Raw genomic sequence first — 15,188 nt, 5'->3', positions numbered from 1 at the left:
CGTCATGACTCCATCTGAAAATTTCCGGGTACTGGGCAAGCTCTTGCGCTGCGCAGAGACCTTTTCGCGCATCGCCGTCTGGGTGGGTGGCGCGCTGACCTTGGCCAGCGTGCTGCTGATCTCGTTCGACGTGCTGGCGCGCAAGTTCTTGGGATTCACCACCGGCGGCGCGGATGAACTGTCCAGCTATGCCTTTGCCATCAGCACCGCGTGGGCCCTGGCGTTTGCGACCCTGCAGCGCGCCAACGTGCGCGTGGACGTGCTGTATCAGTATTTCCCGGTGCGCGTGTCGGCCGTGATGGACTGGATCGCACTCGTGGCCCTAGGCATCTTCATGGTCTATCTGACGTACTTCGCCATGGAGATGGTGCAGACCTCGTGGGGGAGCAATTCGACCGCCAATACACCGCTGGCCACCCCCTTGTGGATTCCCCAGGGCCTGTGGTTGCTGGGACTGGCGTGGATGTGCATTACGGTGGCATTGATGCTGGTGCGCGCCTCGCTGGCGCTGGTCACCGGTGATCTGGAATTGGTCAAAGAAATTTGCGGCGTGCGTTCCACGCAGGAAGAGGCCGAAGAAGAAGCCATCGCCGGCGAACGCATGGTCAAGGGAGACGCAGCATGATCGCGACCGCTCTGATTTTATTGTTGGTGTTGATCGGGATCTCGATTCCCGTTGGCGCCGCCTTGGGGGTGCTGGGGCTGATCCTGGACCCGTTGTATTCCATGTTGCCGCTGACCCGCGCCCTGGGTGAAGTATCGTGGAGCACGAATAACGAGTTTCTGTTGGTGGCGATCCCGCTGTTCATCATGCTGGGCGAGATACTGCTGCGTTCCGGCTTTGCGGAAAAGATGTACAGCGCGATGAGCCTGTGGTTATCGTGGCTGCCGGGCGGCTTGATGCACGCCAACATTGGTGCATCAACGCTGTTTTCCGCTACGTCGGGGTCCAGCGTGGCAACGGCCGCCACCGTCGGCACGGTCGCGCTCCCGCAGATTAAAAAATATGGCTACAACGAGCCGCTGTTTCTAGGTAGCCTGGCTGCCGGCGGGACATTGGGGATTCTGATTCCGCCATCGATCAATCTGGTGATCTACGGCGTACTGACCAATTCGTCGGTGCCCAAGCTGTATTTGGCCGGGATTTTGCCAGGGTTCGGTCTGGCGGCCCTGTTCATGCTGACCGTGATCGTCGCCTGCATTCTCAAGCCGCAGTGGGGCGGCCATAAGATCCAGGCCACCTGGAGACAGCGATTGGCCAGCCTGGTGCACCTGGCGCCACCGATGGGAATCTTCTTCTTGGTAGTGGGCTCCATCTACGCCGGATTGGCCACGCCGACCGAGGCCGCCGCGCTGGGCGTGTTGGGTGCCCTGATTCTGGCCGCGTGCTTTGGCCGTTTGAACTGGGTCATGCTGCGCGACGCCATCGAAGGCACGATGCGCTCGACCGCCATGATCATGTTGATCGTGATCGCCGCCAGCTTTTTGAACTTTGTCATGGCCGCGACCGGCTTGACCGATGCGTTGACACAATCGATCACGGGCCTGGGCCTGTCGCCCGGCTGGATGCTGCTGATCCTGGTGTTGTTCTACCTGGTGCTGGGCTGCTTCATGGAAACGCTGTCCATGATGATCACCACGATCCCCATCGTGGCCCCCATCATGATCGCATTGGGTTACGACCCGATCTGGCTCGGCATCGTCATCATCGTGCTCGTCGAAGCCGCCCTGATTACGCCGCCCGTTGGCCTGAACCTGTTTGTTGTGCAAAGCCTGCGCAAGAGCGGCGACATGGGTGCCGTCATCGTCGGCAGCCTGCCATTCGTTCTGGCGATGTTTGTCATGCTGTTGCTGTTGGCCTTGATCCCTGATCTAGCCTTGTGGCTACCGCGCGTGTTTGGTTGATATTTCAATTATTTAGACTTAGGCAGGAATTTTCATGAAAGCCGTATTCCAAATCGAGTCCGCAGACGGTGCCTCGCGCACCCTTGAAACCGACATTCGCACGCTGGTCGTGGCAGGGTGGGCCGGCCGTGATCGCGCGGCCATCGAACATCACATCGAAGAGCTTGCCGCCATTGGCGTGCCGCGCCCCAGCAGTGTGCCGTTGTACTACCGCATCGCCGATAATCAACTGACGCAGGCCGCGTGTATCCAGGCCGTCGGCGATGCCTCGTCCGGCGAGATCGAGACTTTCGTCTTTGCCGTTGAAGGCGAGCTCTACGTCAGCATCGCGTCTGACCACACCGACCGCAAGCTTGAGTCTCATAGCGTGGCCTTGTCCAAGCAAGTGTGCGCCAAGCCCGTCGGCACCACCGCCTGGCGCATGGACGATGTCGCCGCGTACTGGGACGAGCTCGTGATCCGCTCCTATATCGTCGAGGGCGGCGCTGAGGTCCTGTATCAAGAAGGAACACTCGATTCGCTGCGCACGCCACAGGACCTGATTGCTGGCTACACTGACGGTAAAGCCTTGCCCGACGGCACCGGCATGACCTGCGGCACCGTAGGGGCCATCGGCGGCATCCGTGCCTCGACGACATTCATCATGGAACTCTTTGACCCGCGCCGTCAGCGCTCGTTGAAACATCGCTATGAGGTCGACGTTCTGCCGGAAATCGCCTGAGGGCATCCGGTCGTCACCGGGCAATAAACGATAGTTACGCCGCCGAGGCGGCACGAGGAATTTATGCTTTCCACTTTGCATGACACCGCCGTCGCCTTACAAGAAGGGCGCCTGAGCGCCGTTGCGTTAACCGAGGACGCGCTGGCACGCGCGACCGATCCGGCAGGCGAGGGCGCCCGTGTGTTTACCAAGGTCTATGCCGAGCGGGCTCGCGCCGCTGCGCAAGCCTCCGACACGCTGCGTGCCGCCGGTCTGTCGCGTTCGCCCATCGACGGCCTGCCGATTTCCATCAAAGATCTGTTCGATGTCGCTGGTGAGACGACGCTGGCTGGCTCGGTCGCCCTGGAGGGCGCGCCCGTCGCCGACGACCACGCCGTGGTCGTGCAACGCCTGCTGGCCGCCGGTGCGGTCATCGTCGGTCGTACCAACATGGTCGAGTTCGCGTACTCGGGCCTGGGCGTCAACCCCCATTACGGCACCCCCCTGAACCCCTGGGACCGGGCCAGCGGCCGCATCCCCGGTGGCTCCTCATCCGGCGCCGGCGTGTCGGTGACCGACCGCATGGCCCTGGGTGCTATCGGTTCGGATACCGGCGGCTCGGTGCGCATTCCCGCCGCCCTGTGCGGTATTGCCGGCTTCAAACCCAGCGCCTGGCGTGTGTCGATGGCGGGCGTGCTGCCCTTGTCCGCCAACCTGGATTCCATCGGCCCGCTTGCGCCCAGCGTGCGCTGCTGCGCCACGCTGGACGCGATTTTGGCCGGCGACGACATCACCCGCGCATCGCCGGTCTGGCAAGCCGCTCCCTTGCGTGGCTTGCGGCTGGCTGTGCCGACGACGTTGGCGTTGGACGGCATGGACGAACACGTGGCGGCGACCTTTGCCGCCGCGATCAGCGAACTCTCTGCCGCAGGCGCCCAAGTCGATGAAATCGACGTTCCCGAGTTCGCTCAACTGGCGGCCATCAACAAAACGGGCGGCTTCACGGCCGCTGAAGCCTGGGCCTGGCACCGAGACCTGATCGCACGCGCCGGCGACCGCTACGATCCGCGTGTCGTCTCGCGCATTCGTCGAGGCGCGGAGATGTCCGCCGCTGATTATCTGGACCTGCTCGATGCCCGCGAAGCCTGGGTCGCCGCCGTCGATCACCGCATCGCCGGCTACGACGCCCTGATCCTGCCCACGGTGCCCGTCACGGCCCCCACCGTTGCCGAGGTCTCAGCCGATGACGCCGTGTATTACGCGACGAACGGTTTGATCTTGCGCAACCCGACACTGATTAACTTCCTGGATGGTTGCGCCGTGTCTGTCCCTTGCCACACGGCAGGCACAGCACCAGTCGGCCTGATGATCGCGGGCGCCAACGGCACGGATTCGCGCATCCTGTCGATCGGGATGGCGGTGGAAGACCTGTTGCAGGCATAACGCAACGACAGCACCGGAGACCACGATGACACAAGCCGCAGCTACCAACCCTGCGTATCAAGCCCGTTTGGATGCACGCACGGGCGTCCTTATCGGCCCGACGGCCAATATCGCCCCGGGCTATGTCCAGGCCAATCTGGCAATTTTGCCGGCGGACCTGGCGGCGGATTTTCTGCGCTTTTGCCAACGCAATCCCAAACCGTGCCCGCTACTGGCGATGTCAGAGCCCGGTGATCCGGCGCTGCCAGACCTGGGCCACGACATTGATATCCGCAGCGATATCCCGCGCTATCGGGTATGGCACAACGGCGAGTTGGCATCAGAGCCAGCGGATGTGAAAGACGTCTGGCGCGATGATCTGGTTTCTTTTTTGATTGGCTGCTCGTTTTCGTTCGAGGAAGCGATGCTGGATAACGGTCTACCGGTACGCCACATCGAGCAGGGGTGCAATGTCCCGATGTACCGAACATCGATCCCAACGCAGCCGGCGGGACTTTTTCACGGCCCGTTGGTGGTGTCGATGCGCCCATTGAAAGCCGCCGATGCGATCCGGGCGATCCAGGTGACGTCACGCTTTCCATCGGTACACGGCGCACCGGTTCATTTCGGTGATCCGGCAGAGATCGGTATTGCTGATATCAATCGTCCGGATTACGGCGATGCGGTCGAGATTCGACCCGGAGAAGTCCCTGTTTTCTGGGCCTGCGGCGTGACGCCGCAATCCGTTGTGGCAGCAGTACAACCGGCGTTTTGCATCACGCATGCGCCAGGGCATATGTTGGTGACGGATTTGCTGAATAGTCGGATGGCGGTGTTGTAGGTCTTGCGTTGCGGGTGGGTTTTCTTTTGATGTCGCCGAGCCGGTGCGATATGGCCAGCCGCGCCTACGCACACCGGACGAAGGCGTTAAAAGAACCCCGCACCGCCCACAAGAAACCTAAGCCACCCGCTTTTCCAACACCTCTCCCGCGAGCGCATCCAATACCGCACGTTCGAATTGCATTTGGCTGCGTGGGCGTTCCAAAGTCGCGCCCGTGAGGATGAAAACGTCTTCGACGCGATCGCCCAGTGTCATGATCTTGGCCATGCTGACCTCGACCTTGTGCTGCGAAAAGACGCGAGCCAGCGCATGCAGCAAGCCAGGGCGATCCGTCGCCGTGACCGACAGACGCCACGATTGGCTGCGTTCGTCGGGCTGTAATTCCGCTTGTGGCAGGACTGGGAAGACCTTTGAAATGCGTGACTGTCGGCGGCGCGGGGCAACCCCGTGAATTGGGCTGGTAGCCATCGTGCCGTCTTGCAACTGGCGTAAGCGTTGCGTGAGTTCGTGTTCCACCAGCGTCGCCTGGGCTCGCATATCCGTGCTGCCCTCCGGGGAAAGCACAATGAAGCTATCCAGGGCCCAACCGTGGCGCGTGGTATGAATGCGGGCGTCCTGAATGCCGAGGGCCTTCGCATCGAAATAGGCGCAGATCGCAACGACCAGTTCGGGGACATCGCGCAGATACACCATGATTTGCAGGCCTTCGCCGTGGTCGGTGGGGCGTGCGCGGACGACCGGCGTGTCGGGGGCAACCTGGTAATACAAATGGCGTGTATGCCAGGCGATATCCGAGGCATCGTGGCGCAGGAAATAGGCCACGTCCAGTTGCTTCCAGAACGCCTCGCGCGCATCGTCGCGCAGGCCCACCAAACGGGTCAGGCGGGCCGCTTCGTTCTTGCGTTCCTTGAGCACCGTGTTCGTGTCGGCGGGCGAGCCGCCCAGCGCCGCCAGCGTTAAGCGATAGAGGTCTTCGAGCAGTTTGCCTTTCCAGGCATTCCAGACCTTGGGGCTCGTGCCGCGGATATCGGCAACCGTCAGCAAATAGAGCGCCGTCAGGCGGCGCTCGTCACGGACCGTGGCTGCAAACTCGGCGATAACATTGGGATCGGAAAGATCGCGCTTTTGTGCAACGGCGGACATCAGCAAGTGCTGGCGCACCAAGAACTCGACCAGTTCCGCGTCCTCGGGATCCAAGCCGTGATCGTGGGCAAAACGGCGGACCTCGCGGGCGCCCAGCTCGGAATGATCGCCGCCACGGCCTTTGGCAATATCGTGAAATAGCGCGGCGATATACAGCAGCCAATGGTGTTCCAGATCGGCGATCAGTTGGCTGGCGAACGGATACTCCTGAGCGTGTTCCGGCATGGTAAACCGGCGGATGTTACGCACGACGGCCAGCGTATGCTGGTCAACCGTGTAAACATGAAACAGGTCATGCTGCATTTGCCCGACGATGCGGCGAAATACCGGTAAATAGCGGGGCAAAATATTGAGCATCGTCATGCGACGTAGCTCATGCACGATGCCGCGCGGCTGCTGCAGGATCTGCAGGAACAGCTTGCGGTGAACCGGATTGCGCCGGAACTGCGCGTCGATGCGATCACGCGAATGCCAGATGGCGCGCAGTGTGCGCGGCGACATGCCGGTCAGTTCGGTGTGCTGCTGCATGACTAAAAAGGCGCGTAGTAACAGGGTGGGCTTGCGTTCAAAGCCATCGTCGCGAACGATATCCAGGCGGTTGCGCACATTGCGAAAATCTTCGTCTATCTCTTGTGCGTCGGTATCGGGACTGGGATATAGACGCTCTTCGATGCTGGGCACCAGAATCGCGTTAAGTTGCGTCACCAGGCGCGCGGCCCAGTAGTACCGTTGCATCAGCAGTTCGCTGCCGCGCCGCGTGGCCGTGGACTGAATGCCATAGACCTCGGCCAGGCCGGGTTGCAGGTCAAACAAGACGCGGTCTTCGCGGCGTCCTGTCATTAAGTGCAATTCGATGCGCAGGCGCTTGAAGGCTTGTTCGGCACGGCGCAGGTCGCGGGCCTCGGAGGGGGTTAGCAGGCCCGCCTGGGCGACCTCGCGCCAACTGCAGCCAAAGCCCGCGGCGCGGGCCATCCACAAGATGACTTGCAGGTCGCGCAGGCCGCCCGGCGATTCTTTGCAATTGGGCTCTAAGGCGTACGGCGTGTCCTGGTAGCGCGCGTGGCGCTGCTGCATTTCAACGCGCTTGGCCTGAAAAAAGGCGGGGGCATCGAGCTGCTGCTGGATGGTCGCCTCGAACTGCTTCATCAGCGAGCGGCTGCCAGCAAGCCAACGGGACTCGAGCAGCGAGGTCTCGACTGTGATGTCGGCCCGGGATTCCCGGACGCAATCGTCAAGAGTGCGTACGCTATGGCCAGGTTCGAGGCCCAGATCCCACAGGGCAGCCACGAGTGTTTCGATTTTCTCGGCGTCCGCAGGCAAGGGCGCCTGGGGCAGCAGAATCAGCAGATCGACGTCGGAGTGCGGATATAACTCGCCGCGGCCATATCCGCCCACGGCGGCCAACGTGGCGCCCGCGGGCAGCGGGTGCAGCTTCAGGAGATCGCGCAGCGCCTGATCGACCAGTCGCCGCAGCTCGGCTAAAACGGTGTCGGGGCGCCGGTGCTTGCGGAATTGCGCAATCGCGGCAAGGCGAGCGGTTTGGAGCTGCTCCCGCAGCTTGGACAGCCTGGAGATGGCGGTATTCATGGCTACGTAAGGGGCGGCGTCAGCGTTCAGAATAAAGCTCGGTAATGCGGCCTGCCAAGAGGGCGGGCCGCAAGGGCCGTTGCAAAACCGGCATCACGTCGCCGGCAAAATCGGCCAGACCCGTGTCGATGGCTGACCACACCATCGGTCAGGGGCCTGGCCGGTATCAGGCAGTCGGCAAAATCAGTTTTTCGGCGACAAAGTCGGGCGGTTGGCGTACACCGGGCGACAGCGTCAGGACCTCGTAGCCAGTATCGGTGACCAGGATGGCGTGCTCCCACTGAGCCGACAGGCTGTGGTCACGCGTGACCACCGTCCAGCCGTCGGAAAGCTGGCGGATTTCGCGTCGACCGGCGTTGATCATGGGCTCGATCGTGAAGATCATGCCGGTAACCAGCGGAACGCCCGTGCCCGGCTTGCCGTAGTGGAGAACCTGTGGGTCTTCGTGAAAGCGGCGGCCCACGCCATGGCCGCAGTATTCACGCACCACAGAATAGCCGTTGGACTCGGCGTGCTTTTGAATAGCGTGGCCGACATCGCCCAGGGTCGCGCCGTTGCGCACCTGCTGGATGCCTTTCCACATGCACTCGAATGTGACCTCCGCGAGGCGGCGTGACTGAATCGACGGTTCGCCGGCGTGATACATGCGGCTGGTGTCACCGAACCAGCCATCTTTGATGATGGTGACGTCGATATTCAGCGAATCGCCGTTTTTCAGGACCTTGTCGCCGGGGACGCCGTGGCAGATCTGGTGATTGACTGAGGTACAGATGGCGCCGGGAAAGGGCGGATAACCGGGGGGCGCGTAACCGACCGTGGCCGACTTTACCTTGAGTTCATCGGTCAGGTACTCCAGACACAAACGGTCGAGTTCACCCGTGGTGACACCTGGTTTGACGTGGGGAGTAATGAAGTCGAGGATTTTGGCGGCGTCCTGGCAGGCGGCACGCATTTTGTCCAGATCGGCGGGGTTGGTAACGAGTCCCATGTAGGTGATTTAGCTTGGCTTGAGTTAGTAGGTGGAAAGATAGTAGAATTATAGGCTTGCCTGAAAACCGGGGGCAATGTTGAGGCTGGTACCCGTAGGTTGTTGTCCGTGGATCAGTAAATCTGGTCTGTGGACGTATCTGGGGCGCTAGCGGCGGGGTAGTCTTAGGTACCCCTCAAACGTTGCCGGCGGCGGGGCCTACCGTGGTGTCATTGTAGGCCTTTCGCGGCTACGGTCGTCTGGGTTTGTTCGTTGCAGTGGTGGTTTTGCTGTGGTGATCGGCCGGCCGGGTTCAGGGCTAGACTTATTTCGGTGGCCAATGGTGGCGGCCGAAAAATCGCGCGTTATGCCACCCAGGGTGCCAGCCGTGTCACGCACAGGCCGGTGCAGGTGTAACGCAAGACTCAACCCTCGGAGAATATTATGTCCCTTATGCGCGAAATGCTGGAAGCTGGTGTCCACTTTGGTCACCAGACCCGCTACTGGAATCCCAAGATGGCCCCGTATATCTTCGGCCATCGCAACAAGATTCACATTATCAACCTCGAACAAACCGTGGCCAAGTACCAGGAAGCCACCAAGTTCGTGAAGCAATTGACGGCTCGTGGCGGCAACGTCCTGTTCGTCGGCACCAAGCGCGCCGCCCGTGAACTGATCGCTGTCGAAGCCGCCCGCTGCGGCATGCCTTTCGTTGACGCCCGCTGGTTGGGTGGCATGCTGACCAACTTCAAGACGGTCAAGTCGTCGGTCAAGCGCCTGAAAGACATGGAAGTCGTTGTCGCCGAAGGCGGCGCCGAGCGCATGATCAAGAAAGAAGGCCTGCTGTTCCAACGCGAACTGGACAAGCTGAACAAGTCCATCGGCGGCATCAAAGACATGAACGGCCTGCCTGACGCGCTGTTCGTGGTCGACGTCGGCTACCACAAGATCGCCATCGCCGAAGCCCGCACGCTGGGTATCCCGGTTGTGGCCGTGGTTGATACCAACCACTCGCCCGACGGCGTGGACTATGTCATCCCCGGTAACGACGACTCGGCCAAGGCCATCGCGTTGTACGTCAAGGGCATGGCTGACGCCGTCCTCGAAGGCCGCGAGCAAAACCGTAACGGTCCGGTCGAAGAAGCCGGCGAAGGTTCGGAAGAGTTCGTCGAAGTGCAGGACAACCAGGCCTGATACCTGATCTGACCGGTGGTTTGTGACAGCCTGGTCTGTTACAACCCCGGTCAGGGTCCCGAGACGGGCTCCCGTCTCATGCCCGTGCAACAGCGGGCGTCCAGTCGAATCAATCTATGTGTCCCGGTGTGACCGGGGCACGTCTTAGCGAAATTGGAGCAATCATGGCTGTTATTACCGCCGCCCTCGTCAAGGAACTGCGCGAGAAAACCGACGCGCCCATGATGGAGTGCAAAAAAGCCCTGACCGAAGCCGAAGGCGATCTGGCCCGTGCCGAGGAAATCCTGCGCGTCAAGCTGGGCAACAAAGCCAGCAAGGCCGCTGCACGCGTGACCGCCGAAGGCCTGATCGGCCTGTTCATCTCGGCCGACGCCAAGCAAGGCGCCGTCATCGAAGTCAACTGCGAAACCGACTTTGTGGCCAAGAACGAAGACTTCATCGGCTTCGTGAATACGCTGGCCGAACAGGTCACCACCCAAAATCCGGCAGATGTGGCCGCCTTGTCGGCGCTGCCGATGGGCGAGGGCACGGTCGAAACCACTCGCACCGCACTGATCGGCAAGATCGGCGAAAATATCTCTGTACGCCGCTTTCAGCGCATCGAGACGCCGAACGCCCTGGCCAGCTACGTGCACGGTGGCAAGATCGGCGTGCTGGTTGAGTACGCTGGCGCCGACGAAGTCGGCAAAGACCTGGCCATGCACATCGCTGCAACCAAGCCCAAGGCCCTGAATGCCGACGGCGTGTCCGCCGAAGACATCGCTGCCGAGCGTTCGGTCGCCGAACAAAAGGCCGCCGAGTCGGGCAAGCCCGCCGAAATCGTCACCAAGATGGTCGAAGGGTCGGTGCAAAAGTTCCTCAAGGAAGTCACGCTGCTGTCGCAGCCTTTCGTGAAGAATGACAAGCAGTCGGTTGAACAGATGCTCAAAGAAAAGAGCGCCTCGATCACCCAATTCGTGCTGTTCGTCGTCGGCGAAGGCATCGAGAAGAAGTCCGAGGACTTCGCCGCCGAAGTGGCTGCCGCCGCTGGCCGCGCCTAAGTTGTCGTAGTATCAGGGGCCGGCTAGATAAACATCTAGTCCGGCCCTATTTCTTGTCTTACACTTTCGTCGGATCGTTCCCTGGGACATCACCTATGAGCAGCAGAGCATACAAACGGGTTCTTCTCAAACTTTCCGGCGAAGCGCTGATGGGCGATGATGCTTTTGGCATCAATCGCGGCACCATTGTGCGCATGACCGATGAAATTGCAGAAGTCTCGGCGCTAGGCGTCGAACTGGCCATCGTCATTGGCGGTGGCAATATTTTCCGTGGCGTCGCCCCTGGCGCCCAGGGCATGGATCGCGCGACAGCGGATTACATGGGCATGATGGCAACCATCATGAACGCGCTGGCACTGCAGGATGCGCTCAAGCACAAAGGCGTTGACACGCGTGTGCAGTCTGCCCTGAATATCGACCAGGTGGTCGAGCCCTATATCCGTCCCAAGGCGTTGCGCTACCTCGAAGAGGGCAAGGTCGTCATTTTCGCGGCCGGTACGGGTAACCCGTTCTTTACGACCGATACGGCAGCCGCGTTGCGCGGCGCCGAAATCGGCGCCGAAATCGTGCTCAAGGCCACCAAGGTCGACGGGATCTACAGTGCCGATCCCAACAAAGACCCCACGGCAACGCGCTACAGTCGCATTAGCTTCGACGAGGCCATCGTGCGTCGCCTCGAAGTCATGGATGCGACGGCGTTTGCGCTTTGCCGCGACCAAAAGCTGCCCCTGAAGGTGTTTTCGATCAATAAGTCCGGCGCGCTCAAACGCGTAGTCAGTGGCGAAGACGAAGGCACTTTGGTACACGTTTAAGCAAAGGAAATTTCATGAGCGTCGCAGAAGTCCGCAAATCGACTGAATCACGCATGATCAAGTCGCTGGATGCGCTGAAAGTCAGCTTGTCCAAAATCCGCACCGGGCGTGCCCATACCGGCATTCTGGATCACGTCCTGGTCGACTATTACGGTTCGCCCGTGCCCGTGGGCCAAGTCGCCAACGTGAACTTGGTCGATGCGCGCACGATCAGTGTGCAGCCTTACGAAAAGCCGATGGCATCGGTGATCGAAAAGGCGATTCGCGACTCCGACCTGGGTCTGAACCCGATGTCGATGGGTGACACCATTCGCGTGCCCATGCCGGCCCTGACCGAAGAGCGCCGCCGCGACCTGACCAAGGTCGTCAAAAGCGAGGGCGAGGACGCCAAGGTTGCCGTGCGCAACTTGCGTCGCGAGGCCAACGAATCGCTCAAGAAGCTCGTCAAAGACAAGGATATCTCCGAAGATGACGAGCGTCGTGCCCAGGATGACATACAAAAGCTCACCGATCGTCACGTCACCGAGATCGACAAGCTGGTCACCCAGAAAGAAGCGGAGATCATGACCGTATAATCAAGGTCAGGTATTGTCCGCTCGCTCGCGCGCCGCTTGCGCCGTACCGTAGCTGCCTCGCCGCCACGGTATTGGTGGGGCGGCGCGAGTTTTTTTGATCTTTCGTTTTTCAATTTCAGCTTTTCACCGGGCCTTTTCGGCCGGATACTTCCCCTTCATGGCCATCAGCTCTACCCAGGCGATTCCCGCCGCGCAGGCAGTTCCTCAACACGTCGCCATCATCATGGATGGCAATGGTCGTTGGGCGACGCGCCGACACTTGCCACGCAAAGCTGGGCACGCAAAAGGCGTACAGGCCGTGCGGCGCGTGGTCGAGGCGTGTGGACGACGCGGGGTGCGATACCTGACGCTGTTTGCCTTCAGCTCCGAAAATTGGCGCCGCCCCGCCGAAGAGGTTTCGCTGTTGATGCGCTTGTTTGTGCAGGCGCTGGAGCGCGAGGTCGACAAACTCAATGAGCAGGGCGTTCGGCTGCACGTTGTGGGCGATTTGTCGCCTTTCGAGGCGCGTCTGCAGTCCCTGATTGTCGACGCGCAAGCGCGTACCGCCCATAACGACAGACTGCATCTGACGGTCGCGGCCAACTACGGGGGCCGTTGGGATGTGCTGCAGGCCACGCGCGCCATGCTCAGCCAGCATCCTGAACTGGCCCGCGACCCGCGGCAAATCAACGAGAGCCACCTCAGCAGCCATTTGTCGATGGCCTGGGCACCGGAGCCGGATTTGTTCATTCGTACGGGTGGCGAACAACGTATTTCCAACTTTCTGATCTGGCAGTTGGCCTATACCGAACTGTATTTCACCGACCAGTACTGGCCTGATTTTGGTGCCGATGAGCTTGACGCCGCTTTTGAGTGGTATCGGAACCGCGAGCGCCGTTTTGGTCGTACGAGCGCTCAGTTGCGCGAAAGCACGACAGGCTAAGGTCACCGGAGATTTTTCATGCTCGGTCAACGAGTTCTTACCGCGATCGTGCTGCTGGCTGTCCTGGCCGCGACGCTGGCGTTACACAATCCCTGGTGGTTTGTGGCCTTGCTGGCGGTGGGTGCGGCCTGCACCTGCTGGGAATGGCTCAGGCTGACGGTTGCGCAGCCGCCGGCACGCGTGCTGTGTGTCGGAGTGGCGGCGATGTTGCTGGCCGTAATGTTGTGGGCCGGATGGGCCTGGCTGGTTGGCCAGCCGGCAGGCATGGATTTGGCTGCCGTGGTACTGCAGTTCCTCGTGCCTGCCGTCGCATTGATATGGTTGCTGGGCGTGACCGCGGCAGTGGTGCGCGGGCGCGCCGATGCGCCACCGGCCAGTCTGGTGTGGTCTCTGTTCAGCGTGCCTGCCATTTTCGCGGCCTGGTCGGTGCTGTCGTTGACGTTCATGGTACGGGGCGCGTGGTTTGTCATTTCGTTGCTGGCGCTGGTCTGGGTGGCCGATATTGCCGCCTATTTCGCGGGGCGGGCATTTGGCAAACATAAACTCGCTCCCAGGGTCAGCCCGGGCAAGACCATCGAGGGCGCGGTGGCGGGTATTGTCGCGGTGGTGCTGTGGGTCTGGGCATCCAGCTTCTGGGACGGCAGTTTTGGCCAGGCACTGATTGAACGCCTGGGCATCACGCTGGCCTTGCCCGCCGCAGCCCTGTTGGGCGCCATATCGATTGTGGGTGATTTGTTTGAATCCTTGCTCAAGCGTCGCGCCGGCCGCAAGGATTCCAGTGCGCTATTGCCAGGGCACGGCGGGGTCTATGATCGTCTTGACGCTATCCTGCCCGTGGCGCCGTTTGCTTTGTTGTTGTCGGGAGTGTTGTCTTGAGCCGTTTTCAACGCGTCGCCATTTTGGGCGCTACGGGATCTATCGGTGAGAGCACCCTGGATGTGATTGCCCGTCACCCTGATCAGTTGGCCGTCTATGCGCTGTCCGCGCATAGCCGGATCGAACGCTTGGCCGAGCAGGCCGCCGCCTGCCGGGCCGCCGTTGTGGTCGTGCCCGATGAGGCGGCGCGGGCACGTTTCCAGGCGGTCTGGCCGGCCGGACGCACCGCGCCCGAGATTCGGGTCGGCGCCCAGGCGCTAGCCGATACGGCCGCGGATGCGGGGTGCGATACGGTGATGGCCGCGATCGTCGGGGCTGCGGGGCTGCCGGCTGCCCTGGCGGCGGCGCAGTCGGGCAAGCGCGTGTTGCTGGCCAACAAAGAGGCCTTGGTAGCTGCCGGTGGACTATTTATGCAGGCCGTGCGCGACCATGGCGCCGAGCTGTTGCCCATCGACAGCGAGCACAATGCGATTTTCCAATGCCTCCCCCAAGGCACGCGTGCCGGTGCGCCGACCGAGCCCGCGAAGGGCGTGCGGCGCTTGTTGCTGACCGCGTCGGGGGGGCCCTTTCGTCGCCTCGACCCCCAGGATTTGCACGATGTCACGCCGGACCAGGCGTGCGCGCATCCCAACTGGAGCATGGGTCGCAAGATCTCGGTCGATTCGGCCAGCATGCTGAACAAGGGATTGGAGGTCATCGAGGCGCATTGGCTGTTTGCGATGCCCGCGGATCGCATCGAGGTCTTGATCCATCCGCAAAGCGTGGTGCACTCGATGGTGGAATACGATGACGGCTCGGTGCTGGCGCAACTGGGGCAACCCGATATGCGCACGCCGATTGCGTACGGTTTGGGCTTTCCGGACCGTCTGGCCAGCGGTGTCGGGCCACTCGACCTGGCGCGTTGCGGGCGGCTGGACTTCGAAACACCCGATCTCGAGCGTTTTCCGTGCCTGGGACTGGCTTTTGCCGCGCTGCGCAGCGGGCAGGGGGCCTGTATCGCGCTAAATGCGGCTAACGAGGTCGCCGTTGAGGCGTTTCTCTCGGGGCGCCTGCGTTATACCTGGATTCCAAAGGTCATTACGGCGGCGCTGGAATGGCAACAGCGTCAGTCTTCTGTTACGCTCAACAGCCTGGCCGACGTTTTGGCGCTCGACGCCGAGACGCGTGCTTTCGCGGGCAATCTCGGCCTGGCCTGACTCTCGGC

15 protein-coding genes are annotated in these 15,188 nt (G+C 61.5%); 12 read left to right on the top strand and 3 right to left on the bottom strand.

The annotated features are described in order from the left end of the window. Nucleotides 1-4: 4 nt before the first annotated feature. The 5 genes from ACNAZS_RS01380 to ACNAZS_RS01360 all read left to right on the top strand — a co-directional run bounded on the left by ACNAZS_RS01380 (nucleotide 5) and on the right by ACNAZS_RS01360 (nucleotide 4,868). On the top strand, nucleotides 5-625 hold the full coding sequence (locus ACNAZS_RS01380; RefSeq protein WP_415785400.1) for a TRAP transporter small permease subunit: 621 nt from the start codon (nucleotides 5-7) through the stop codon (nucleotides 623-625). Further along, nucleotides 622-1,905: a TRAP transporter large permease gene (locus ACNAZS_RS01375; protein WP_415785398.1), complete on the top strand. Its 1,284-nt coding sequence runs from the start codon at nucleotides 622-624 to the stop codon at nucleotides 1,903-1,905. The genes ACNAZS_RS01380 and ACNAZS_RS01375 overlap by 4 nt, the downstream gene beginning before the upstream one ends. A 34-nt stretch (nucleotides 1,906-1,939) precedes the next feature. Then, nucleotides 1,940-2,626, top strand: a complete 687-nt coding sequence (locus ACNAZS_RS01370; RefSeq protein WP_415785396.1) for a DUF2848 domain-containing protein — start codon at nucleotides 1,940-1,942, stop codon at nucleotides 2,624-2,626. Between the two features lie 63 nt (nucleotides 2,627-2,689). Then, entirely contained in the window at nucleotides 2,690-4,048 is a 1,359-nt protein-coding gene (locus tag ACNAZS_RS01365; protein ID WP_415785394.1) for an amidase, read from the top strand. Between the two features lie 25 nt (nucleotides 4,049-4,073). Next, on the top strand, nucleotides 4,074-4,868 hold the full coding sequence (locus ACNAZS_RS01360) for a putative hydro-lyase (RefSeq protein ID WP_415785392.1): 795 nt from the start codon (nucleotides 4,074-4,076) through the stop codon (nucleotides 4,866-4,868). A 117-nt stretch (nucleotides 4,869-4,985) separates the two neighbouring features. Here the strand turns inward: ACNAZS_RS01360 and ACNAZS_RS01355 are convergent, their stop codons facing one another. From ACNAZS_RS01355 to map, 3 genes are read right to left on the bottom strand one after another with little or no spacing between them, the layout of a single operon-like run. Further along, the gene (locus ACNAZS_RS01355; RefSeq protein WP_415785390.1) at nucleotides 4,986-7,598 is read right to left on the bottom strand and encodes a [protein-PII] uridylyltransferase; all 2,613 of its coding nucleotides are present in this window, start codon (nucleotides 7,596-7,598) and stop codon (nucleotides 4,986-4,988) included. Between the two features lie 19 nt (nucleotides 7,599-7,617). Next, on the bottom strand, nucleotides 7,618-7,743 hold the full coding sequence (locus tag ACNAZS_RS01350; RefSeq protein WP_415785388.1) for a hypothetical protein: 126 nt from the start codon (nucleotides 7,741-7,743) through the stop codon (nucleotides 7,618-7,620). Nucleotides 7,744-7,764: 21 nt separating this feature from the next. Further along, complete coding sequence (map, locus tag ACNAZS_RS01345) at nucleotides 7,765-8,586, bottom strand: type I methionyl aminopeptidase (RefSeq protein ID WP_415785386.1); 822 nt, start codon at nucleotides 8,584-8,586, stop codon at nucleotides 7,765-7,767. A 423-nt stretch (nucleotides 8,587-9,009) separates the two neighbouring features. Here map and rpsB point away from each other — a divergent pair, with 423 nt between their 5' ends. From rpsB to ACNAZS_RS01310, 7 genes are all read left to right on the top strand, one after another. Continuing rightward, nucleotides 9,010-9,759 carry a 30S ribosomal protein S2 gene (rpsB, locus tag ACNAZS_RS01340; RefSeq protein ID WP_415785384.1) on the top strand — a complete coding sequence of 250 codons (750 nt, stop codon included), beginning with the start codon at nucleotides 9,010-9,012 and terminating at the stop codon, nucleotides 9,757-9,759. A 164-nt stretch (nucleotides 9,760-9,923) separates the two neighbouring features. Next, nucleotides 9,924-10,799, top strand: coding sequence for a translation elongation factor Ts (gene tsf / locus ACNAZS_RS01335; protein ID WP_415785382.1), 876 nt, complete (start codon nucleotides 9,924-9,926; stop codon nucleotides 10,797-10,799). 95 nt (nucleotides 10,800-10,894) lie between these two features. Beyond that, on the top strand, nucleotides 10,895-11,611 hold the full coding sequence (pyrH, locus tag ACNAZS_RS01330) for a UMP kinase (RefSeq protein ID WP_415785380.1): 717 nt from the start codon (nucleotides 10,895-10,897) through the stop codon (nucleotides 11,609-11,611). 14 nt (nucleotides 11,612-11,625) lie between these two features. Continuing rightward, a complete protein-coding gene (frr, locus tag ACNAZS_RS01325) occupies nucleotides 11,626-12,186 on the top strand; it encodes a ribosome recycling factor (RefSeq protein WP_415785378.1) in 561 nt (186 codons plus the stop codon). A 157-nt stretch (nucleotides 12,187-12,343) separates the two neighbouring features. Then, a complete protein-coding gene (uppS, locus tag ACNAZS_RS01320) occupies nucleotides 12,344-13,108 on the top strand; it encodes a polyprenyl diphosphate synthase (RefSeq protein ID WP_415785376.1) in 765 nt (254 codons plus the stop codon). An 18-nt stretch (nucleotides 13,109-13,126) separates the two neighbouring features. After that, the gene (locus ACNAZS_RS01315) at nucleotides 13,127-13,984 is read left to right on the top strand and encodes a phosphatidate cytidylyltransferase (RefSeq protein WP_415785374.1); all 858 of its coding nucleotides are present in this window, start codon (nucleotides 13,127-13,129) and stop codon (nucleotides 13,982-13,984) included. After that, nucleotides 13,981-15,180 carry a 1-deoxy-D-xylulose-5-phosphate reductoisomerase gene (locus ACNAZS_RS01310; RefSeq protein WP_415785372.1) on the top strand — a complete coding sequence of 400 codons (1,200 nt, stop codon included), beginning with the start codon at nucleotides 13,981-13,983 and terminating at the stop codon, nucleotides 15,178-15,180. Before ACNAZS_RS01315 ends, ACNAZS_RS01310 begins: the two co-directional genes overlap by 4 nt. The last annotated feature ends 8 nt before the right edge of the window (nucleotides 15,181-15,188 follow it).

Source organism: Bordetella tumulicola, from assembly GCF_965138755.1.
GTDB lineage: Bacteria > Pseudomonadota > Gammaproteobacteria > Burkholderiales > Burkholderiaceae_B > Bordetella_A > Bordetella_A tumulicola.
This window is presented reverse-complemented; position numbering and strand designations above follow the sequence as displayed.